Origin of the sequence: Microvirgula aerodenitrificans DSM 15089, from assembly GCF_000620105.1 — a bacterium.
In the GTDB taxonomy this organism is placed as follows: domain Bacteria; phylum Pseudomonadota; class Gammaproteobacteria; order Burkholderiales; family Aquaspirillaceae; genus Microvirgula; species Microvirgula aerodenitrificans.
Genome location: NZ_JHVK01000009.1, coordinates 1 through 21,305 on the forward strand (window position 1 = coordinate 1; position 21,305 = coordinate 21,305).

The 21,305-nt window shown below is 63.3% G+C and carries 30 protein-coding genes; 29 read left to right on the top strand and 1 reads right to left on the bottom strand.

Annotated elements, in window-relative coordinates:
• On the bottom strand, positions 1-241 hold a 241-nt coding region (locus Q352_RS0109085), incomplete at its 3' end, for a transposase (protein ID WP_028499079.1).
• 125 nt (positions 242-366) lie between these two features.
• Between Q352_RS0109085 and Q352_RS23330 the strand changes: the two genes are divergently transcribed.
• The 29 genes from Q352_RS23330 to Q352_RS0109215 all read left to right on the top strand — a co-directional run bounded on the left by Q352_RS23330 (position 367) and on the right by Q352_RS0109215 (position 21,272).
• Positions 367-744, top strand: coding sequence for a hypothetical protein (locus tag Q352_RS23330; protein ID WP_156952509.1), 378 nt, complete (start codon positions 367-369; stop codon positions 742-744).
• A 9-nt stretch (positions 745-753) separates the two neighbouring features.
• Positions 754-1,005, top strand: coding sequence for a hypothetical protein (locus Q352_RS24435; protein ID WP_084300009.1), 252 nt, complete (start codon positions 754-756; stop codon positions 1,003-1,005).
• Entirely contained in the window at positions 993-1,550 is a 558-nt protein-coding gene (locus Q352_RS23335; protein ID WP_156952510.1) for an SMI1/KNR4 family protein, read from the top strand. The genes Q352_RS24435 and Q352_RS23335 overlap by 13 nt, the downstream gene beginning before the upstream one ends.
• 157 nt (positions 1,551-1,707) lie before the next feature.
• Positions 1,708-2,961, top strand: coding sequence for a hypothetical protein (locus tag Q352_RS23340; protein ID WP_156952511.1), 1,254 nt, complete (start codon positions 1,708-1,710; stop codon positions 2,959-2,961).
• Positions 2,962-2,975: 14 nt separating this feature from the next.
• Complete coding sequence (locus Q352_RS23345) at positions 2,976-3,275, top strand: hypothetical protein (protein WP_146745146.1); 300 nt, start codon at positions 2,976-2,978, stop codon at positions 3,273-3,275.
• Positions 3,276-3,957: 682 nt separating this feature from the next.
• Positions 3,958-4,230: a flagellar biosynthetic protein FliQ gene (locus tag Q352_RS0109105; RefSeq protein ID WP_028499081.1), complete on the top strand. Its 273-nt coding sequence runs from the start codon at positions 3,958-3,960 to the stop codon at positions 4,228-4,230.
• Positions 4,158-4,991, top strand: coding sequence for a flagellar biosynthetic protein FliR (locus Q352_RS0109110; RefSeq protein ID WP_169735639.1), 834 nt, complete (start codon positions 4,158-4,160; stop codon positions 4,989-4,991). Before Q352_RS0109105 ends, Q352_RS0109110 begins: the two co-directional genes overlap by 73 nt.
• Positions 4,992-5,006: 15 nt before the next feature.
• Complete coding sequence (locus Q352_RS0109115; RefSeq protein ID WP_028499083.1) at positions 5,007-6,101, top strand: EscU/YscU/HrcU family type III secretion system export apparatus switch protein; 1,095 nt, start codon at positions 5,007-5,009, stop codon at positions 6,099-6,101.
• The gene (locus tag Q352_RS0109120) at positions 6,089-8,137 is read left to right on the top strand and encodes a flagellar biosynthesis protein FlhA (protein ID WP_028499084.1); all 2,049 of its coding nucleotides are present in this window, start codon (positions 6,089-6,091) and stop codon (positions 8,135-8,137) included. The genes Q352_RS0109115 and Q352_RS0109120 overlap by 13 nt, the downstream gene beginning before the upstream one ends.
• A gap of 11 nt (positions 8,138-8,148) precedes the next feature.
• Positions 8,149-8,823 (top strand): flagellar hook-basal body protein, encoded by a 675-nt coding sequence (locus Q352_RS20430; RefSeq protein ID WP_169735640.1) that lies wholly within the window; start codon positions 8,149-8,151, stop codon positions 8,821-8,823.
• 14 nt (positions 8,824-8,837) lie between these two features.
• Positions 8,838-9,521, top strand: coding sequence for a flagellar hook-basal body protein (locus tag Q352_RS20435; protein WP_051528810.1), 684 nt, complete (start codon positions 8,838-8,840; stop codon positions 9,519-9,521).
• Positions 9,521-9,613 carry a flagellar basal body rod C-terminal domain-containing protein gene (locus Q352_RS22810; protein WP_084300013.1) on the top strand — a complete coding sequence of 31 codons (93 nt, stop codon included), beginning with the start codon at positions 9,521-9,523 and terminating at the stop codon, positions 9,611-9,613. Before Q352_RS20435 ends, Q352_RS22810 begins: the two co-directional genes overlap by 1 nt.
• 1 nt (position 9,614) lies before the next feature.
• Positions 9,615-10,316 (top strand): flagellar basal body P-ring formation chaperone FlgA, encoded by a 702-nt coding sequence (gene flgA / locus Q352_RS22275; RefSeq protein ID WP_169735641.1) that lies wholly within the window; start codon positions 9,615-9,617, stop codon positions 10,314-10,316.
• Between the two features lie 26 nt (positions 10,317-10,342).
• Positions 10,343-11,443 carry a flagellar basal body P-ring protein FlgI gene (locus Q352_RS0109140; protein ID WP_051528834.1) on the top strand — a complete coding sequence of 367 codons (1,101 nt, stop codon included), beginning with the start codon at positions 10,343-10,345 and terminating at the stop codon, positions 11,441-11,443.
• 27 nt (positions 11,444-11,470) lie between these two features.
• The gene (locus Q352_RS20445) at positions 11,471-11,770 is read left to right on the top strand and encodes a flagellar basal body rod protein FlgB (RefSeq protein ID WP_156952512.1); all 300 of its coding nucleotides are present in this window, start codon (positions 11,471-11,473) and stop codon (positions 11,768-11,770) included.
• Between the two features lie 17 nt (positions 11,771-11,787).
• Entirely contained in the window at positions 11,788-12,207 is a 420-nt protein-coding gene (locus Q352_RS0109150; RefSeq protein ID WP_051528812.1) for a flagellar basal body rod protein FlgC, read from the top strand.
• Between the two features lie 65 nt (positions 12,208-12,272).
• Entirely contained in the window at positions 12,273-12,491 is a 219-nt protein-coding gene (fliE, locus tag Q352_RS20450) for a flagellar hook-basal body complex protein FliE (protein ID WP_051528813.1), read from the top strand.
• A 39-nt stretch (positions 12,492-12,530) separates the two neighbouring features.
• Positions 12,531-13,919, top strand: a complete 1,389-nt coding sequence (gene fliF, locus Q352_RS20455) for a flagellar basal-body MS-ring/collar protein FliF (RefSeq protein WP_169735642.1) — start codon at positions 12,531-12,533, stop codon at positions 13,917-13,919.
• Positions 13,916-14,440, top strand: a complete 525-nt coding sequence (locus Q352_RS23730) for a hypothetical protein (protein ID WP_028499087.1) — start codon at positions 13,916-13,918, stop codon at positions 14,438-14,440. The genes fliF and Q352_RS23730 overlap by 4 nt, the downstream gene beginning before the upstream one ends.
• Position 14,441: 1 nt before the next feature.
• On the top strand, positions 14,442-15,104 hold the full coding sequence (locus Q352_RS0109170; RefSeq protein WP_028499088.1) for a FliH/SctL family protein: 663 nt from the start codon (positions 14,442-14,444) through the stop codon (positions 15,102-15,104).
• Complete coding sequence (locus tag Q352_RS20460) at positions 15,101-16,423, top strand: FliI/YscN family ATPase (RefSeq protein WP_036385843.1); 1,323 nt, start codon at positions 15,101-15,103, stop codon at positions 16,421-16,423. The genes Q352_RS0109170 and Q352_RS20460 overlap by 4 nt, the downstream gene beginning before the upstream one ends.
• Entirely contained in the window at positions 16,420-16,854 is a 435-nt protein-coding gene (locus Q352_RS0109180) for a hypothetical protein (RefSeq protein ID WP_028499089.1), read from the top strand. Before Q352_RS20460 ends, Q352_RS0109180 begins: the two co-directional genes overlap by 4 nt.
• A 29-nt stretch (positions 16,855-16,883) precedes the next feature.
• Positions 16,884-17,540 carry a hypothetical protein gene (locus tag Q352_RS0109185; protein WP_211249612.1) on the top strand — a complete coding sequence of 219 codons (657 nt, stop codon included), beginning with the start codon at positions 16,884-16,886 and terminating at the stop codon, positions 17,538-17,540.
• A 24-nt stretch (positions 17,541-17,564) separates the two neighbouring features.
• Positions 17,565-17,969, top strand: a complete 405-nt coding sequence (locus Q352_RS0109190; protein ID WP_028499091.1) for a flagellar hook assembly protein FlgD — start codon at positions 17,565-17,567, stop codon at positions 17,967-17,969.
• Between the two features lie 5 nt (positions 17,970-17,974).
• On the top strand, positions 17,975-19,159 hold the full coding sequence (locus Q352_RS0109195; RefSeq protein ID WP_028499092.1) for a flagellar hook-basal body complex protein: 1,185 nt from the start codon (positions 17,975-17,977) through the stop codon (positions 19,157-19,159).
• Entirely contained in the window at positions 19,156-19,911 is a 756-nt protein-coding gene (locus tag Q352_RS0109200; protein WP_028499093.1) for a FliM/FliN family flagellar motor switch protein, read from the top strand. The genes Q352_RS0109195 and Q352_RS0109200 overlap by 4 nt, the downstream gene beginning before the upstream one ends.
• Positions 19,908-20,222 carry a FliM/FliN family flagellar motor switch protein gene (locus tag Q352_RS20465; RefSeq protein WP_051528815.1) on the top strand — a complete coding sequence of 105 codons (315 nt, stop codon included), beginning with the start codon at positions 19,908-19,910 and terminating at the stop codon, positions 20,220-20,222. The genes Q352_RS0109200 and Q352_RS20465 overlap by 4 nt, the downstream gene beginning before the upstream one ends.
• The gene (locus Q352_RS0109210; RefSeq protein WP_156952514.1) at positions 20,194-20,547 is read left to right on the top strand and encodes a hypothetical protein; all 354 of its coding nucleotides are present in this window, start codon (positions 20,194-20,196) and stop codon (positions 20,545-20,547) included. Before Q352_RS20465 ends, Q352_RS0109210 begins: the two co-directional genes overlap by 29 nt.
• Complete coding sequence (locus tag Q352_RS0109215; protein WP_051528816.1) at positions 20,538-21,272, top strand: flagellar type III secretion system pore protein FliP; 735 nt, start codon at positions 20,538-20,540, stop codon at positions 21,270-21,272. Before Q352_RS0109210 ends, Q352_RS0109215 begins: the two co-directional genes overlap by 10 nt.
• Positions 21,273-21,305: the final 33 nt, after the last annotated feature.

A 21,305-nucleotide genomic window follows, 5' to 3' on the forward strand; every position in this document is an offset into this window, starting at 1 on the left:
CTTTGGTGACCTCATTTTCCAGCAAGGCATTCGCCAGCATGCGCTTGAGGCGCGCGTTTTCAGCCTCCAACTCCTTCAGACGCTTGGCGTCAGATACATTCATTCCGCCAAATTTGCTGCGCCACAGGTAGAAGCTTGCTTCCGAGAAGCCATGCAGCCGGCACAGCTCCTTCACCGGCAGACCTGCCTCCGCTTCACGCAGGAACCCAATGATCTGCTCTTCTGTATACCGTTTTTTCATGCCCAATCTCCCTCACCACTAGGATTGGACTCTAGACCAGCGTGCTACTCAAATCCGGGGGGACGTCGCACCATACCCGGATTGCGCAGCAAGTCTGGGCCCGACAGAAGCAAAGAAAGCAAGCCATGGAGCAGGTGCTGTCCGACCCTCTGGGGCTCATTGAGGGCCATATGGAGCGACATAGACAGATTGCTGCCTATGAAGCTGCGGGACGCCACTTCGATGCTGGAGCGTTGCGAGTAAGAACCGGGCTGGAAGTGGGAGCAGTTTTTGTAGGGGGGGCGATAAAAGGGGTTGGAGGGCTGAGGAAAACTGATATATTCGAGAGCGGTACTGGGCGAGCTGCAGGTGGAGAGTTTGCTAAGGATGCTCCATATGTGATTCGTTACAACCCAAAAATGCCTGGACGGCCTGATCCACAGTTTTCTGTCGATTCACTAGTATTCAAAAATCCAATTGGTTATAACTCACATGGATTCCCGCGTGATGCAGGAGAGTTCTGATGGCATTGGATTGATAAAAATCCAGCGTCGATTAGCCAGGGCAATAAGTATTTTATTGAAAATTATAATCGATTCAAAGTTTCACCACGAATTGATAAAGCATGGATTGACGCTTTTCCAGAGCATGGGGGATTTATGGGTGATGTGTTGATTCACCATCACGTAAATTTTGGGCAATATACAATTCCAGTTCCAGGGAAAACGCATATTGGCTCTGGTGGCCTGTGGCATATGTGGGAGGGAATGAAATGGCTTTGTTGACAGTTGAAGAAATCAGGAAAGGCCTAGATCAGGAATTTATCCCGCTTGAACCTATGGTAGCAGGACTTCGTTTAATTGATGGGGGGGTTTCAGAGGATGTGTTGGGTATTTTTGAAAATGAAAATAAAATTTCTTTTCCGGATAATTTTAGATGCTTGATAAAAAAAATTGATTTTGGGAACCTTACGATTGGTCCGGTTGTTTTTTGCAATGGTGGTGATTATCTGAAGGAACTTTTTCAGCTTAATGTTGAAATGGCGTGGTGGGGGAGAGGGGGGCGGCCTAAAGATTTATTTGTTATTGCCAATTCGGACCCTTACGTTATTATATTAAATATAAAAACAGGGAACATTTTGGCGGCAGATTTTGAGCTTGGCTGGCAGTGTGCGAAAAAAATAGCCAGTAATTTTGATTTTTACTTGAGAGGTGTCGGTACCACGATGCTACGCCGTAATGAAGTGGGCAATAGATGCGCTTTTGCTAAAACTATCATGAAGGATGTTGGTGGAGCAGATTTGACATACTGGTCTCAACTGGCTGGATAATTTTTTATGAGCGTGCCAGCTTCAAATTGAAAAAGCTGCCAGTCGTCGAAATTTATGGAGGATCAGGTAGTCTAGCACTCTGTGTGTGGGCTGTTCGCCAGCGGTGCTTGGCCACAGCGTCGGCAAGGGCCTGCATGCCGCAGGACTCCGGCAGTCGTTGCTGAGCGGCACCCTCAAGAGCATGGCCTCGGGCGGAGCCCAGTCCCTTGTCCATGGTGTGCGGCCGAACTGGGGCCGGATCGCGGCGGAATCGTTCGGCAACAACGTCGGCCATCAGGTGGTGGGTTCGGCCGTCGAACGGGACCGGGAACAACAGCAACAGCGGCAGCCACAAGCGATCCGGCGGGAAGTGGCCGGCCAGAACGACGCCGTCGGCTATCGGGACGATGGCGGACGGCAGGCACGAGCGGAAACCGCCTGGCGCCAGCAGGAGCGCAGGCGGCAGGTGGCCATTGCCGAGGTGCAGTCGCTGGAGCGGGGGGCTGACGTCTCGCTGAATGGCGAAGCGATGCTGGATGAGATCGTGGTGACGGCATCGCGGCTGCCTCCGGGCGACGAACCGGGAGCCATGCAGCGAGCGCGGGATGCCTACAGCGAAGCGCTGAAGGATGCATTGATTGGCACAGGACAGATCCTGTCGGATCAAATGTATTTCATGGCATCCAGAGCCAGTGGCGGGCTGATAGACGACAGGGGCGCAGCCGCACGCAATGTGGAACTGGTACGCGGCACGATGGATGCCATCGCGGGGATTCCACGGCAGTTTGCTGTCGGAATGTACTATCTGGCTCACCCCGGTGAACTGAATGCGGAGCAGATCGGCCGGGCAATGGGTGGGGCTGCGGCCGGGTATGTGGGGGGGCGGGTTGCTGCTAGGGTGGGGGGGAAAGGAAGCCTTGGCTATGCTGGAGGGGTGGGAGAGAGCATTCCAAATAAAACAGGAAAATATGGAAAGTTCAGCTCAGCAAACGAATTGGCAACTGAAGTATATCTTCGCTATCAACGTCATACAGATGAAGCTTACATAGCAACATTGCGTGCAGTAGAGCGTGGTAGGCTTAATATCCGGGATGGTATGTCTCAGGAAATTATTATAGGACAACGTACTGACGCGATCGCTCGGGCTCGTATGGAAAGATGGTTGAGGAGTGAAGAAATTTCGGAAGGAATAGGGCAGGCTGTTCAGTTAAATAGATGGCTGCGAGATCCATCTGGTAGTGGAGCTTATCGAATACCAGATGTGCGCATTCCAGATGCTAATTTTATTATGGACGGAACCATTGGGTATAAATGGCAAGCAACTCGCCAAATTTCTGATTTTTACAAATTTTCAGAAGGTTCGTATATTACGATTGTACGCCCTGTTGAGTTAGGTGGCTCTTATAGTCTTTTGGTTATTGCTGTTAATTAATAAGGTGCTATAAAATGTGGGTTAATAGTTTTGATGGTCTGCTTGATTTTCTGTCACTTGTAATAGTTTGTGCACCAGATAATTTCCCGGAAGAGGATTTTTTAAGTTCAAATGAGCAATTGACTCTTGATAAATCTTTTGAAGAAATCCAAGTTGGAATGCAATTTGTAAAAAACAAAATTGGGGATGGCGATTTTCTGATTGGGTTGCAGAACATTTTGGATGCATCATTGTCTGCCTACAGGAATGGAGATGATATAAAAGGAGCTCGTCTTCTTCAATGTTTTGAAGGGGAATTAATGAATATTAAGTGATGTATATTTATGCTTCTTTAAGAGGTGCGTGGTGCTTAGTTAATAATAATTATTGTTTGTGACGAAAACCATATCTAAATTTTATGATTCGCTATCAAAAAATGCTTCGCTTTTAGTGTCGGTGGCGTTCGTATTTTTTCGAGTGCTAATATATAAATTTATTTGATGCGGCCGTCGGAGAATGGGGCGCCAGTGCCATGGCCGGCAGTGCGCTGACCCAGGGCGCCTCAAGCGTACTGGGCATCGGTCACTTCAACTGGACCGCCGTCGCTGCAGCCGGTGCGGGTGCGGTGCTTGGCCACAGCGTCGGCAAGGGCCTGCATGCCGCAGGACTCCGGCAGCTCATTGCTGAGTGGAACCCTCAATAGCATGGCCTCGGGCGGAACCCAGTCACTCCTTCATGGCCTGCGGCCGAACTGGGGCCGGATCGCGGCGAAACCTTTCGACAACGGCGCTGGCCGTCAGGTTTTCCGCTGCAGCCCAATCGAATAGCGGGGAAATGGCGGCGGCCTTGTCATGCCCGACAGAACCGGCGCGTCGGCCTGCTCTCCGGAGCATGCCGGCTGACAGCAGAGACGCCCCATTCACAATTTTTTTGAAAAATAGGATCCTTCTGATGGAAATTGGTTTGCACACAGCCGATGATGGTGACAACTGAGATTCTGACAGGCAGGCAAACAGAATGACCGACGAAATGGCTTTGCGACTGGGTACCCAGATGCTGTGGCATGCGTTATTGCTGGCAGGCCCGGTTCTGCTGGCTACGGTTGGAGTGGGCGTTGCCGTCAGCCTGGTTCAGGTCATTACCCAGATACAGGATGCATCATTGGCCTTTGTGCCGAAAATCCTCACGGTCGCCGCCGTGATATGGCTGATGGGGCCATGGATGCTGAAAACACTGCTTGCCTATGCAACCACCCTGATTGGCCAGATTCCCTTGCTGTTTCATTCCTAGCCGTGCCGGATGGCCTGGCCTGGCTGTATACGGTTTTTTTGCTGTCGCTCAGACTGGCACCGGTTTTGTTTCTTACGCCACTGCTGGGTGTTGGTGTTGTACCGGGTGCGGTAAAAAGTTTGCTGGTTATCGGTTTGTCCGGGCTTATGGCCGGCCAGGTTTCTCCATGGATTCCCGTACCCGCTGGCATGGTGATGGTGGTTTTGCAGGCCGGATCGGCATTACTGTCCGGCTGCTTGCTGGCATATGGAATTCAGGTGGCGTTTGCTGCGTTATCCCTTGCCGGGCGAGTGATGGATACACAAATGGGATTTGGTCTGGCGGGTGTGCTTAATCCACTTGTACGACAGTCCACGGCATTGAGTAGCTGGTTATTGACTCTGCTGGCAGTAGCGTATCTGCATGCTACCGGCGGTCAATATGTATTGTTGCGTTTTTTTGTGCTGCTACTGGTGGATTTCCCGCTGGGGAGTGCGGTGCCTCATGCATCGCTGCTGGCAGCAGTCAAACAGTCCGGGCTGGTTTTCGCGCTGGGCGTTGCTTTGGCGGCACCCGTCATGATCGGATTGTTTTTGCTGGATGTGGGTATGGCGCTGATTTCTCGCTCGATGCCGCAATTCAACGCGTTTCTGGTGTCGATTCCCGTAAAGGTGGCGGCCGGGTTGTTGTTTCTTGCCGTGCTGCTGCCGCAACTGGGGCGTTTTTTCGAGCGCTGGTTCACGTCCATCCTGCATTACTGGTCGATGTGGCCGCATGACTGAACCGCAGGCACAAGGATGCAGGAACAGGACCGGTCGGAAGAAGCCACACCGCACAAGCGGCGTGAGGCGCGCAAACAGGGCACGGTGGCGTGGAGCCCGGATGTTTATGCTGCTGCCGCCGTCGGGACGCTGCTTGCGATCCTGGTGATGGGTGGTGCCTCCCTGCATGCGGATCTGGCGGCGCTGTGGCGGGAAATGTGGTTGCCGGGTCGGGCTGAAGCCAGCGGGCCGCAGCAACTTGCCGCATGGAGTGCTGCCGTCGCCTGGCGTGCCGTGCTGGTACTGGCGCCGCTCTGGATCGCGTTATTGCTCGTCAGTCTTGCTGCCGGGATGTTGCAGGTCGGCATGAAATGGACGGCGGCGCCACTGAAGCCGGATTTCAGTCGGCTGAGCCCCGCTAATGGCTTCAAACGCTTGTTCAACCGCCGCGTGTTGTTCGAGGCAGGCAAGTCGGTGGTCAGGTTTCTGGTTTTTTCGGCTGTGTTGTATCACGCGCTGTCGACGTTGTTGCCGGGCTGGCTGCCATTGCCGGTCATGGCAGCGGGCAGGGCGGGCAAGGAGGCGGGGGCAGGGCTGATTCTGGTGCTGCAACGCCTGTTTCTGGCGATGCTCGTATTTGCCATCGTCGATTGGGGGTGGGTCCGTCGTTCCGTCATGAGCAAATTGCGCATGTCAAAAAGGGAATTGCGCGAGGAAATCAAACGGCGAGATGGCGACCCGCGAATCAAATCCAGGTTGCGCGAAATCAGGCTGCTATTCATGAACAAGATCCGTTCCGTCTCACGCGTCAAGGACGCGGATGTCCTGCTGGTCAACCCCCAGCATCTGGCACTGGCCATCCGCTACAAGAAGGACGAAATGGCAGTGCCATTGCTGCTGGCCAAGGGTGAGGGTGAGCTGGCGGAAAGGATGAAGGAAATTGCGCACCATCATCAGGTGCCGATCATGGAAAACCGGGTACTGGCGCAAAAACTCTACAAGGATGCTGAGGCCGGCCAGAATATTCCGGAGCAGCATTTCGAGGATGTGGCCAAGGCCCTGATATGGGCATTCCGGATCAAGGCCGGCAATGTGCCGGTGCCGGGGGTGCGTCAACGATGGACAAGCTAGTCCGTCTGCTCGGGAACAGCCCGGACGTGTGGATCGTCATGCTGACGGTCGGCATCCTGTGCGTGCTGTTCGCGCCGATTCCCTCCTGGCTGCTGGATGGCTTGCTGCTGCTCAACCTGAGTCTGGCGCTGTTTGTGCTGTTGCTGACCTTCCATGTGGGAAAGCCGGTCGAGTTTTCCACTTTCCCCTCGGTATTGCTGATCGCGACACTGTTCCGGTTGGCGCTGAATGTGGCGGCTACCCGGCTGATCCTGACTGATGGCGAGGCTGGCCGCGTGATTGCCGCCATTGGTGCCTATGTGGTCGGAGGCAACTACGTGATTGGCATCATCGTGTTCCTGATTCTGGTCGTCGTGCAGTACGTGGTCGTGACCAGTGGTGCCCAGCGTGTGGCCGAAGTGGCGGCGCGCTTCACGCTGGACAGCATGCCGGGTCAGCAGATGAGCATCGATGCGGACCTGAACATGGGCTTTATCGATCAGGAGACCGCGCAGCGCCGGCGCAAGACGATAGAGCAGGAAGCGGGCTTCTATGGCGCGATGGACGGGGCAAGCAAGTTCGTCAAGGGGGATGCCATCGCCGGCATCGTCATCCTGCTGATCAATCTGGTCGGGGGCTTTGCCATCGGCGTTGCCCAGCATGGGCTGTCATGGCAGGCGTCACTGCAGACCTATTCCCTGCTGACCATCGGTGACGGCATCGTCACCCAGGTTCCGGCGCTGGTGATTGCCGTGGGGACCGGCATCATCATCACCCGTTCGTCATCCGACGACCGGCTGAGCCGGGAAGTGGCGACCCAGTTCTCGGCCTATCCGGACATCATGATCATGGTGGGGGTTGCCTTGCTGCTGCTGGCCTGGCTGCCGGGCTTCCCCGGGACGCTGACCTGCCTGCTGGCCCTGACGCTGCTGGGGCTGGCGCTGTGCCTGAAGCGCATCCGGACGGGGACTGCGCCGGTCCCCGCAGAGACAGCGGTGACCCGGCCGGCGGAGGCCGATGCGCTGTACGACGCCATGCAGGTTGACACGCTGTCTGTCGGGCTGGGGGCGGATCTGGTGCCGCTGATGGGTGAGAACGGCGCGCTGCTGCTGGAGCGCATCGGTCTGCTGCGCCGGCAACTGGCACTGGATCTGGGGCTGATACTGCCTGCCGTTCGCGTCAGCGATGACAGAAGCCTGTCCGGCACCGGCTACCGGATCGTCCTGTGTGGCAGCAGGGTGGGAGAAGGGCGGCTGAGGGTCGGCAAATGGCTGGCCATTCACCCCGGTGGCGACCGGCCTGCGCTGGAGGGAGAGGCAACGACGGATCCGGCCTATCGCCTGCCGGCATTCTGGATCGACGATGCACAGCGGGAACGGGCAAGAGGGCTCAACTACACAGTGGTGGATGCAGCCACGGTGTTCATGACCCACTTTACCGAGCTGGTCCGGCGCTACGCCGCAGAGCTGCTGACCCGTGAAGAAACCGAACGGCTGCTGGAGCATGTCCGCAAGTCACAGCCGGCGCTGGTCAACGAACTGCTGCCGACCGTGCTGTCAGCAGGAGACGTGCAGCGGGTATTGCAGTCTCTGCTGCGGGAGAAGGTCTCGATCCGGCCGCTGCCGCTGATTCTTGAGGTACTGACCGATGCTGCGCGGGACAGCCATGATGTGGATGCACTGACGGCCAGGGTACGGCAGCGGCTTGGCAATGCGATCTGTGAGGGACTGCTTGATCCGGATGGCACGCTGAATGTCATGACGCTCGATGTCGCGGTCGAGCAGACGCTGTACGACGGCCTGCGGCAGGTGGAGGACGGGCAGGCGGGGGCGATTTCGCTGGACCCGCGTTTTGCTGAACGGCTGATCCAGCAACTGATCGGCCAGTCCGAACGCATGGCGGGGTCGAACCGGATGCCGGTGCTGCTGTGTGCGCCGGAGTGTCGGGTCCAGGTTCGCCGGCTGGCGGAACGGATGCTTCCCCACCTGCATGTACTGGCGATGACCGAGGTGCCGTCAGGGGTGAATCTGAAATCGTTTGCTGTCGTGTCGTGCTGATGGAGATCGACATGGATGAGTTGGGCAGCGTGTTGCTGGCGGCCATGCGGGCCGACATGGATCGGGTCGGTGCCATTGCGCACAACGTGGCCAATGTCTCGACCGCCGGTTTCAAGCGGGTATTCAGCATGGCTGGCGGCTCCGGGGAACCGTTGCTGCAGCCGGACCGGCGCCAGGGCGCATTGAGCCGGACCGGTTCGCCGCTGGATGTGGCGATGGAGGGGCGCGGCTTCCTGGCTGTCGAGGGACAAGCCCTGCTGAGTCGGGGCGGTATGTTGCAGCGCGACGACCAGGGACGGCTGGTTTTTGCCGGTTCCGGGCTGCCGGTCGCCGGGGAAGAAGGGGCACTGCTGCTGCAGGCGGGCGCATTCCGGATTGACGCTTCGGGCGCGCTTTTTCAGGGGGAACGCCGGGTCGGGCGGCTCCGGCAGGTACAGCCTGCGCCTGACACGCGGCTGGAAGCGGTCGGCAATGGGCTGTACCGGTTTCACGGCGGGGTGGATGAGGTGGGCCATGAGGGACAAGGGCGGTTCCGGCAGGGATTTCTGGAAATGTCGAACGTGAATGCCAGCACCGAAATGGTGGCGCTGGTCGCGACGACCCGGCATTTCGAGTCCCTGCAAAAAGTGCTGCACGGGCTGGATGCCCTGCATGACCGGACCCTGCGCACACTGGGCGAATTCTGAACGGAGCGTTTCCAATGATGGATGCACTGTATATCGGCTCGACCGGCATGGCTGCCCAGCAGACGGGGCTGGAAACCATCGCCAACAATCTGGCCAACATGAACACCCCGACGTTCAAGCGGGCCCGGGTGGCATTCAGTGATCTGGTTTATCGCGATCGTGGTCTGTCCCATGCCCTGCCGGGGGCTGCGGGCGTTCATGTCGGGTCCGGAGCGCGCGTCGGTGCGGTCGACACGGTGTTCAGCCAGGGCGATCTGCGCAGTACCGATTCAGCATTCGATGTGGCCATTGATGGCGCAGGCCTGATCGAGGTATTGCAGGCGGATGGCAGCGCTGCCTACAGCCGGGGCGGATCACTGCGGGTCAATGCGGACGGTCTGCTGGCCCTGGGCAACGGGCTGCCATTGCAGCCGCCGATCATGGTTCCGTCCGGTGCGGAGGCGTTCCGGATTGAACGGGACGGTACCGTGTCGGTGCACCTGGCCGGCGAGGCGGCACCGGTCGAGGTCGGGCGGATCGAGCTGGCGCTGTTCAATGGCATGGAGGCACTTCGTCCGCTGGGCGAGAACCTGCATGCCGCGACGTCGCTGTCCGGCGAACCCTGGTTTGCACGTCCGGGCGAGGATGGGCGGGGCACGCTGGCACAGCGTTTCCTTGAGGGGGCCAATGTGCGCATGGCGGATGAGCTGTCAGCCTGATGCTGGCGCAGCGTGCCTTCGAGGCCAATGCAAAGATCATCCAGGCTTCGGATGACATGCTGGCCATCAGCAACAACCTGCGGCGAGGCTGACGTGCGTACATCGTTGCCCCGACTCCACGGCCTGCTGTGCGCGATCGCACCGGTCCTTGCCGTCCCGTCCCAGGGGGCCGGTACAACACTGCCGGACGCTGCGCGAGAGGCCCTGGCCGCCACGTTGACCTCTCAATGCGAACACCACCGTACCCGCCTGCTGCGCTACCCGGGCACATCCGGCGGTGCGCTGCCTGCCGGTCACGAATTGCGGGTCCAGCTGACCGGGCCGGGGAGCCGCCGGCGGCAGTCGGTTCGGGTTGATGTGCTGGATGGTGAAACGCTGCATCACCGCGCGACCGTGGTCTTTGCCGTCAACTGCTGGCGGACGGCATACCGGACTCTCCGCGAAATTCCGCGCGGGGAGGCGCTGAGCCAGACCAATACCGAACCATGGCGGGTCAATACGACTGGCTGGCGCATTTCGCGACCCCCGTTATCCGGCGTCGCCGGGCTTGCCGCCAGGCGGACTCTGCCGGCCGGACTGCTGCTGGGCACGGCGGACACGATGCCGGTGCCTCTGGTTCGCCGGCACGACCGGGTCTGGCTGCAGGCCGTCAGCGGTGCCGTGGCTGTTGCCGTGCCGGGCCGGGCGCTGGCCGATGCCGGCCCGGGGGAAAGCGTACTTGTCCGGCCATTGCAGGGTACCGGCCCCGTGCGTGCCCGGGTGACCGGTGCCGGCCGGCTGGAAGCCGGGCGATGAACCGGCTGCCGCGCGGTCGTTGTTTCATGACCACTTGCGTCCTGTCGCTGGTGTTGGCCTGCGGCGGGGCGGTGGCGGGGCAGCGCATCAAGGATCTTGCGCGTTTCGATGGCTGGCGGGACAACCCGCTGATCGGATTCGGACTGGTGACCGGACTGGCGGGCAGCGGGGATTCGTCGCGCAGCCAGATGACCCGGCAGACCCTGGCCAATCTGCTCAATCAGTTCGACGTCCGGCTGGTCAGCGGGCAGATCAGCAGCCGCAATGTCGCAGCCGTCATGGTGGCAGCCACGTTGCCGCCACTGACCGAGCCGGGCAACCGGATGGACGTGACGGTGACGGCCATCGGTGACGCACGCAGTCTGGTTGGCGGCACGCTGTTGCTGACGGCGCTGAAGGGCAGTGACGGCCAGGTGTACTCGCTGGCGCAGGGGTCGGTATCGGTCGGGGGCTATCGCTATGACGGCAACGGCAATGTCGTGCAGAAAAATCACCCCACGGTCGGCCGTGTTGCCGGAGGCGGCATCGTCGAGCGTGCCGTACCAGCCAGCATCGTCAGCGACGAGGGGGTGTTCCTGCTGCTGAACACGCCGGATTTCACCACCTCGAACCGCATTGCCGCGGCAATCAACCGGGGGATTGGCGGGAATCCGGCGACCGCTGTCGGTGCAAACCGGGTGCAGGTCCGGGTTGAGGCGCGGGCGCAGGCAGCCGTCATGGCCCTGCTGTCCCGCATCGAGGGCATCGAGGTCGAACCCGACGAGCGCGCGCGTGTGGTGGTGAACGAGCGAACCGGCACGGTGGTCGCGGGTGGCAACGTGATGCTGTCTCCGGTCACGGTCATGCATGGTGAACTGAAGGTTTCCATCTCCAGCGACTACCAGGCGTCGCCGGTGACAGGCGATGCCTTTCCGTTCCGGCGGCCTGTGGACGCCATCATCGTGCCCCGTACCCGGATTGCCGTCGACGAACGACAGACCGCCGGCGTGACGCTGCCTGGCAAGTCGACGATCGCCGACCTGGTGATGGCACTGAACCGGATTCAGGCCAGCCCCCGTGACGTGATCGCCGTGCTGCAGGCCATTCGCGCGGCGGGGGCGCTGCATGCCGAGCTGCTCGTTCAATGACCGGGGGAGGAACACATGAATGTGGTGATGACGGCCCTTGATGGCCTGGCACTGCGCCAGCAGGTGATCGCCCGCAATCTGGCCCACCGGGACACCCCGGGACACGTGGCGCTGCAGGTGGATTTCGAGCAGGCACTGCGCGACGCACAGGGCGCGGACCGGGGCGATGGCGTGGTCCGGATTCGCAAGGCCGGTCCTGGCGAAGGGGGACTGAACCAGCAGGTGGCGCTGCTCAGCGACACCGTGCTGCGTTACCAGGCGTTGCTGAAGGGGGTGAACCGGCAACTGGCCATGCTGCAACTGGCGATTTCGGACGGGAGACGTTGATGGGGGTATGGCAATCAATGGCAATCAGCGAGAGCGGGATGCGGATCGAACAGCTCAGGGCCGAAACGGCCGCGCGAAATATTGCCCGGGCCAATGTGCCACTGGCTGCTGGCGTCACGCCGCGCGGGCCACTGCGGGTGGTGGCCCGCGCGGACGGCCTGGCATTCGGGTGGCTGCTGCAGGCTGAGCGTCAAGGCATGGCGGCCGGTTTGGTGCGGGGGCAGGTTGTCGAATCGGCGGATCGCGGTCCCCGGCAGGTTCTCGATCCGGGCCACCCGCTGGCGGATGGGCATGGCTTTGTCGCCTATCCGGGTATCCGGACACTGGATGAAATGTTTGTGCTGACACTGGCGACCCGCGCCTACGAAGCCAATGTCGTCGCATTCAATGCGGCACGGACGATGGCGCTCCGGGCGCTGGATATCGGGGGGCGCTGATGGAGTCCGTCGCGGGTGTGACAGGCGGGGCCGCTGTGGCCGGTCCGGGCGCGGTACGGCAAGGCATGGCGCCGACAGGCGGATTTGAACGGGCACTGGCCCGGCTGGAACAGTCCGAGCATCGGGCCGCCGGCCTGCTGTCGAGGATGGCCAGCGGGGAAGGAGGCAACCTGCACCGGGTCATGCTGGAAATGGAAGCCGTGCGCATGCAGTTCGAGTTGCTGATGCAGGTACGCAACCGCTTGCTGGATGCCTATCAGGAAGTCATGCGCATGCAGGTCTGACGCACAGGAATCGCGTCGCAACGAAAACAGGGGATGACGATGACCGGTTTTTTCTCTTTGCACGGGCAGGGTGCGATACGGCTGGCGCTCTACGTGGCCGGGGGGGCGGTACTGCTTGCCGCGCTGTTCTGGTGGATGACCCGCCCCGACTTTCAGGTGCTGTTTACCGAGCTGGAGCCCGCTGACGCGTCGGCGGTGGTTGAGGCGCTGGAGAAACGCAAGGTGCCTTACCAGCTTGCGGATCAGGGACGCAGCGTGCTGGTGGATCGTGACGTGCTGTACCCGATGCGAATGAAGCTGCTGGGTGACGGGCTGGATCTGAAAGGGACGGTCGGGCTGGAGTTGTTCAGCCAGACCGAATACGGAATGACCGAGTTTTCTCAGAAGATCAATTACCTGCGTGCCTTGCAGGGGGAACTGGCCCGGACCGTGATGGGTTTTGACGAGGTGCGTCGTGCCCGCGTTCACCTGGCGCTGACAGACAGCAGCGCACTGCGCCGGCGCGGACCGGGTGCCAAGGCGTCGGTCTGGGTCACGCTGACCGAGGGCCGGGCACTGCAGCGCGAGCAGGTATCAGGCATCCAGCGCCTGGTGGCTTCCGCGGTTCCGGCCCTGTCGCCGTCGGCGGTCACCGTGCTCGATCACCGGGGCGTGGCGCTGTCGTTGCGGGCCAGCGATGACGACGGCGTGGTTGCCGAGGATGTGCGTCTGCAATGGAAAAAGGATATCGAAACCCATCTGGCGCAAAAGGCGGCCGGGATTCTGGATGCCACGCTGGGGCCGGAGCGGGCGACGGTCGCTGTCGACGTGGCGCTGGACCCGTCCGCTGTCCGGCTGACGCGCGAGTCGGTCCTGGGCACTGCCGCCGATGGCGGCGGCCGTGGCGTGCTGGTGCGCAAGCGCGAGCGCCGGCTGGCCGGAGACAATCCCGTCCCCGGGCCGGATGGAGCAAGTGCCGGCGCCTCCCGGTCGAGTGACAGCATCGAGGCCGAATACCTTGCCGGACGCGAAGTCCGGCAGACGGTGCTTGGCAGTGGGGCCATTCGCCGTATCGGTGTGGGAGTGGTACTGCGGGAAGCGCTGCCGGATGACGGACTCGCACGTCTGCGCGACGTCATCAGCCTTGCGGTCGGGCTGGATACGGACCGGGGTGATGGCATTGCCTTCACCCAGGCCGGGACGGCACTGGCGCTTCCGGCCGGGCATGATGAGCCGGCGGCCGTACCACACGACATCCCGCCGCCTGCGCCGCTGTGGCTGCCGGTCTTGCTGCTGCCGGTCGTGGCCTGCGTGCTGGTGTCGCTATGGCGACGGCGTGCCAGGCACCGTCTGCCTCCGGTGTCGCTGAGCGAGCATGAACGCGCGCGCCTGCTGACACAGGTACGACGCTGGCTGTCAGTGGGCGATGAAGGGAAAACCGCGTCATGAATCAGACCGCGGAGACACGACCACTGCGGGCTGCGCTGGCCGTTTCGGCCTTGTCGTCCGGAGACCGCGCCTGGCTGGCCGGGCAACTTACGCCTGACGAGAGGCTGCGGCTGGATGCCGTGCTGGGCGACCTGAAGGGCCAGTCCCTGCCGGCGCTGGCGCAGGTTGTCGATGCCGCGCTCACGCCGGGACAGGAGCGGATCTGGCTGGCGCAACGGCTGCCGGCTCTGGCGGCACGTCTGGCCCTGGCACCGGAAGCACTGTGGCCGCGACTGGGGGCGGTGCTGGGCACGGGACTCCGCCAGCTGGTACTGCAGTATCGCGCATCGGACGGGACCGCGGCGGCGGCCCGACCCGACCCGCTGGCTGCAAGCTGGACTGCCTTGCCCGGCCGGGGGGCGCCGGCCCTCGACCATTTCCTGCTGCAGTCGCTGGTTGACGAGGTCGGACGACACCCGCTCGCCGCGTCGCCGCCGGAAGGCAGGCGGCAAGCATGGTGGCCGTGGCGGCGGAGGGGCTGACATGGGACAGCTGATCCGTTACCCGCTTGCGCAGGACGCCGGGGCTGTGGTCGGCATGCGCCGGGCCGGTTCCGCGCACGATACCGTGTCCCTGCACGACCGGTCGGAGCCGGCGGGACCACCGGCTCCGGACCCTGTCGAACTGGCGGTACGCCGCACCGAAGCGCAGGCCGAGGCAGCACGGCAACTGGCGTTCCATGATGGCTACCGGGCCGGTTTCCTCCAGGGCGAACTGGACGGGGAACGGGAGGGGGCGCCGTTGCGGGCGCGGCTGCAGGACTTGCTGGCCGCGCTGCCCGGGCAACAGCAGCAGGCATGGGACCGGGTCGAGGCACTGGCCGTACCCGTGGTCATGGCGGCTCTGGTCAGGCTGGTCGGCTCGCTGTCGGTGTCGACGGAATTTGTTCGCGCGAGTGTTTGCGAGGCGCTGGCGCAGGTTGGTCGCGACGAGGACTGCGTGCTTCACCTGCATCCGGCGGATCTGGACGTGCTGCAGCGGGCGCTTGGACCGATGCTGGCCGATCAGCCGCGCCTTGGCCTGCAGGCCGATCCCGGCGTGACCGGGGGAGGATGCGTGATTGGCACCGCGCGCGGCGATATCGATGCGCAGTGGACGGTCCAGCTCGCTCGTCTTGGCATGGCACTGGCGGGGAGGGCGGCATGACGGATGTCTCGACGCTTCTGCTCGAACGTGTGGCGGCCGCCCGTCTGACCGAACATGTCGGTCATGTCGTTCGTCAGGTCGGGTTGCTGGTCGAGGCAACCGGGCCTGCCTGCGCCGGTGTCGGTGATCTCTGCCAGATCGGCCTGCCGGGGCGGACATTGCCGGCCGAGGTGGTCGGACTGGATGGGGTCCGCTTGCTGTTGCTGCCATACGGAGAGACCGGTGGCCTCCGTGCCGGCAGCCGGGTGACCGCCTGCGACCGGCCGCTGTCGGTCGACCTGGGGCCAGCCCTGCTGGGCCGGGTGGTTGATGCGTTCTGCCAGCCGCTGGACGGCAAGGGCGATATCGCTGGTGGCGAGCGCCGTCCGATACGCCGCCGGCCTGCCGGTCCGCTGGCCCGCCGGGGCATCGACACCGTCCTGGAAACCCGGGTCCGCGCCATTGATGCCCTGCTGACACTGGGTTACGGACAGCGGATGGCGATCATGGCCGGCAGCGGGGTCGGCAAGAGCACGCTGCTCGGCATGCTGTCCCGCCATTGCGTGGCCGATGTGATCGTCGTTGCATTGATTGGCGAGCGCGGGCGAGAAGTGCTCGAGTTCGTTGAAAACCGCCCGGGTGCGGACGGCATGCGCAATGTGGTGATGGTGGTGGCAACGGCCGACGAGCCGGCGCTGGTGCGCGAGGCGGCTGCCCTGACCGCGATGACCATCGGCGAGTTCTTCAGCGACAGTGGCCAGGCGGTGCTGCTGATTGTCGACTCGCTGACCCGCTACGCGATGGCCCGGCGCGAAATCGGACTGGCCACCGGCGAGCCGGCGACGTCGCGCGGCTATACGCCGTCAGTCTTCTCGTCGCTGGCGTGCCTGCTGGAGCGCTGCGGTGCCTGGGTGGGGGGCGGATCGATGACCGGTCTGTTTACGGTGCTGGTCGAGGGCGACGATGTCGATGACCCGATTGCGGACAGTGTGCGCGGCATTGCCGATGGTCACATCGTGCTGTCGCGCGAGCTGGCGCAGCGCGGGCACTATCCGGCCATTGACGTGCTTGCCAGCGTCAGCCGGCTGGCATCCGGTCTGGTGGATGACGGCGCGCAGGCGCTGATGTGCGCTTGCCGGCAGGCACTGGGCCTGCTGGCGCTGAATCAGGACGTGCTGGCACTGGGGGCCTATCGCGAAGGCAGTCAGCCGGCGCTGGATGCCGCGATCCGGGTCCGGCCGGCCCTGGATCGTTTTCTGCAGCAGGTGACCGGCGAGGTCTGCGCCCGGGATACGGCGCTGGCGGCGCTGGGCGCCGCGCTGGACGGAGGCCGGCCATGAGTCTGACGGGCTATCCGTTCGACGGTTGCCTGATCCGCTGCCGGGTTGCTCGTCAGCAGGCGGGTGTCGCCCTGGCGCAAGCCAGGGCCTGCGTGGAGGCTCTGCAGCGGCAGTCGGCTGCACTGCAGGCGGAGATCCGCGACTGCGAAGCGGCGTGGGCCGGGCCGGGGGGTATCCAGGCATCGGCCCGGCGCTTTGTGACAGAGCGCTGGCAGGCATGGCGGCAGTGTCAGTCCCTGCTGGCCGAGGCGGAAGGCCGGCTGGTGGAGGCCTCCGGGGCCGCTTTCGACGCACACCGGCAGCAACGTCGGTTCGAGATGCACCGGGACCGGTTTCTGGCACAGGCGCACTGGCGGAAATGCCGCGCCGGCTATCGATGCCAGGATGATGCCGCGCTGGAGATCTGGCGACGGAAAGGGGGGAGCCGATGATTGATGTCACGCCGGACCGGCCTTCGCCCTTGCCCGTCAGCCGATACGGCACGGCGTCATCGCGGCTGGCCGGCAGGCAGTGGGCACAGCGTTTTGACGCCGAGCTGGCTGCGGCGACCCGCTGCCGGTCGGTTGGCTCGACCAGTCGCACTGCTGCCGGATTGCTGCCCGAAGCCCGTACAGACCAGAGGCATGCATTGTCGGTGGGGGATGAGCGACCCGGCCTGCGCAAACTGCCGGCAGGGCCCCCCGACCGGGCTCTTCCGCCCGGCACGATCCGGCAGGTCGGGGTTGCCGCAGGCGGGGCGGCGGCCAGCGGCCGGCCGCTGGTGCTGCCCGCCGCTGGCGAATGCCCGGCACGGGCCCACGGCTGCGGGGCATTGCTGGTTGACGGGGCGGGCCGCTGTGGCGGCGGGGGCGCGACCCGACGGTTTCATTCCGTCTTCCGCCCGTTTCAGGTCACGGTATTTGTCCACGACGGGGCCGCGCGGGCCTGGGTCAGGGACAGCCGGCTGGATGGCGCCAGCGCCATGGCTGTTGCCGACGCGCTTGGTGATGCCCTGCGCCGGGATGGCATCGAACTGGTCGGGGTGGTGGTCAACGGGGTAAGGCTGGAGCGGGTGCGGGGCACGACAACCGTGCCCGGTGATATCGACATTCAGGGTCGCGTGGCGTGGCTGGCGTGACGGCAAACCATGGAGCAACTGCTGATGACAAGTGATGGACTGGGCCTGGTGCCGACCGACAGTGCCGGACCGGTGCGTGGGCTGACCCAGGCGGATTTCCTGCGCATTCTTTCCACCCAGCTGACCTTTCAGGACCCGATGAAGCCCATGGACAGCACCCGGTTCATGGCGCAGATGGCGCAGTTCTCGGCGCTGGAGCAAAGCCGTCAGTCCAATGACAGGCTGGATACCCTGCTGGCGTTCCAGTCGGCGCAGCAGTCGCTGGGGCTGATTGGCCGGACGGTGGAAGTGTCGCAGGCCTCGGGCACGCTGACCGGGCAGGTCACGACCCTGTCGTTCGCCGCCGGCCGCCCCGCGCTGACGGTGAAGACTGTCGAGGGCGAGTGGCTGAGCGGTCTGTCCCTGTCACGGATTACCGTGGTGAGGTAACGCCAATGCTGACCACGATTCATACCGGGCTTAGCGGGCTGCGGAGTTTTCAGCGCGGGCTGGCGAATATCGGCCACAACATCGCCAATCTGAACTCGCCGGGCTACAAGAAGACCACGCTGGGCTATGCCGAACTGATGTCACGCCGGGACATGGGCGTCAGCGGCGGCGGCGTCCGGATTGCTGCCGTCGAGAGCCACTTTGGTCAGGGCGAGCTGCGGGCGACTGCCAACCCGCTTGATGTGGCGGTGGAGGGGGACGGTTTCCTGGTGTCGCGGCTGCGCGGCGAGTCACATTACTTCCGGACCGGCGAGCTGGATGTCGATCGTGACGGGCGGCTGATCCGGCGTACCGACCGTTCACAGGTGCAGGGCCTGGATGTGCACGGCCGGCTGGTCGACCTGTCACTGGCCGGGTTGCGTGTCCGGGCCGGCAGACCGACCGGGCTGCTGCGCTTCAGCGGCAATCTGTCGACCGATGCATCAAGCCATCGCATCGAGGTGCCGGTCCATGATCATGCCGGGGCCCGGCGCGAGCTGACCCTTCATTTCCGGCGGGATGGCGCGATGCCGCCGGGTCAGTGGCGGCTGGATATCAGCGAGGGCGCCACCGGTCATGCATCGGGCGGTGGTGATCTGCGCTTCGATGCCGCCGGTTCGCCGCTGGCCGGCTCCGGCGAACTGTCCATTGCGCTGACGGCCGCCAGCGGCGGCGTATCGCGGGTTCGCCTCGACTTTGGTCGCCCCGGGACCTTGTCCGGCGTCACTCACCTGTCCGGTGGCTCGACATCGACGCTGAAACTGGAACAGCAGGACGGTTACCCGCCGGGCAGCCTGACCCGGATGACGGTTGATGCCCGGGGGCGGGTGCAGGCCCATTACACGAATGGCCAGACCGCGGATGGAGGGCAGCTTGCGCTGGCCTGGTTCGAGCGCCCCGCACAGCAGCTGCTGCGTGCCGGCGCCGGAGCCTGGCTGTCGGCCGGGGCGCCGCCAGCCCGTATTGGCGCACCGGCCGGGGACGTGTTTGGCCGCATCGCCGGCGGGATGCTGGAAATGTCCAACGTCGAGCTGGCGACCGAATTCAGCGAGCTGATCGTCAGCCAGCGCGGTTATCAGGCCGCGTCGCAGCTGGTGGCGGCGGCCAATGAAATGCTGCAGCAGGCACTGGAAATACGGGGGCGTCGGTGAGCGGCGTACAGGACTATCGGCTGTATGCCGGGTCCGAGTTGCGTCTGCTGGAACGGTCGCTGGAAACGCCGCTGCAGGCGTGGGGTGACGCGTGGGCAGGTATGCCCGGTGAATTCGCGCTTGCTGCCCGGGCCGTCGGCCGGGGCGAACGCGAAAGCCCGGCCGTGTTCCATCCCTTCACCGGACAGGGCCACGCCGGGACCCTGCACGCCCCTGATGACCCCGCCGGTGTGTGGCTGGCATGGCAGTGTTTCGGCTGCGCGGTGGCGGCGTTGCCTGCAGGCAACTGGCTGGTCGACGCGACGCTGGGCGCCGCGCTGCAGGCCCTGTGCCGTGGACTGGCCGTTACCCCGGACCGCCTGGCGATTGCCGACGTTCAGGATCGGTCCGGGGCCGTGCTGTTGACGATCGACCGGGCAGGGCACTCGCTTGACGTGCTGTTGCCGGCTGCCTGCGTTGCCAGCCATCTGCCGGCCAGGCAGCCGGCAAGCGACGTGTTGCCGCCACTGCTGTTGAGCCAGGCCCGGCTGGCGAATCCGGTGGTGCTGGAAGTGACCGCCCGCTCGGCCTCGTTTTCGGTCGAGGAACTGATGACGGCCAGTGCGGGCGACATATTGCGGCTCGATCACCGGGTCGACGATCCGTTCGACATCCGGCTGGCGGGAGGCGGGGTCGTCGGGCAGGGGCTGCTGGGCCGCAAGCACGACCGGCTGGCAGTCAAATTTCTACCATTACGACAAGAGGCCAGATGAACAAGGACATTCGTCGCTCCGTACTGATGGAGCTGGAGTCGGACGCCGGCAGCGGAGAGTCGCTGCTGGCCGGCCGGCTGGGGCTGCTGGGGGATCTGAAGGTGGATCTGGATGCGCGGGTCGGGTCGGTGCGCCTGAGCCTGTCCGCGCTGGGCGGGTTGAAGGCGGGAGAGGTGGTGACGCTGGACAGCCAGCCGGACGGATCGGTCGACATGCTGCTCAATGGCACGGTGGTCGCCCGCGGACGGCTGGTGGTGGTGAATGACTTTCTGGGAGTCCAGGTTGAAACCCTCTCGTCACTGCGGCCCTGAGCGGGTCGGGCTGGTGCTGCCGTGCGCCGTCCTGGCCGGGCCGTGCTTCGGTGAGCCGTCTGCCGGGCGGGTTCCGGCTGCAGGCATGATGCCGGACCAGCAGGGGCCGTACCTGATTCTGTCGGGGCTGCTGCTGGCAGGGGCTGCGGTGTGCTGGTTCAGGCGACGCCAGCAGCGCTTGCCGGCCGGTGCGGGGCAGGCACTGACCATTACCCACCGTTACCGCCTGTCAGGCAAGGCAACCCTGTACGTGGTCCGCTACCGGACGCGCGAGATGATCATCGTCGAACACGAGCATGGCGTGACGGAGATCGGATGCGGATAAGATCGCTGCCCCTCTGGCTGCTGTGCCAGGCGCTGCCCTGCCATGCGCAGGACAGCCTCGGCGAGGCATTGCCGCTGCTGCTTGGCGGTGAAAACGGTGCGCGCGCGGTGGCGATTGCCGTCGCGCTGGCACTGATGGTGCTGATTCCCGGGCTGCTGCTGGTGATGACCTGCTTTACCCGCATCATCATTGTCCTGTCGATGCTGCGGCATGCGATGGGCATGCCTGACACGCCCCCCAACGGCGTGCTGATCCTGCTGGCCGCCTTTCTGACCCTGCTGTCCATGGGAGATACCTTTGCCCGGCTGGAGCGCGAAGTGGCCGTGCCATTGCTGGCGCAACAGCTCGATACCGCGCAGGCACTGGGACGGGCGGGCGAGGTCATGAAAGACTACATGCTGGCCCGCACCCGCGAGCAGGATCTGGATGCGGTGCTGGCGCTGTCCGGCAAGACGGAACCGCATGCCGCAACGGCATCGCCGGCGCTGGTTCATCTGGCACCGGCCTTTCTGCTCGGAGAGCTGAGGCTGGCTTTCCAGATCGGCTTTGTCGTGTTCCTGCCGTTTCTGCTGGTCGACATCATCATTGCCGGCATCCTGATGTCGCTGGGCATGATGATGGTGCCGCCAGTGATCATTTCGCTGCCGATCAAGGTCCTGATGTTCGTCTCGATCGATGGCTGGCTACTGCTGGTCCGCGTGCTGTTGTCGGACAGCACCTGGTAAGGCATGACTGGCCGGCGGGACGACCGGTCATGG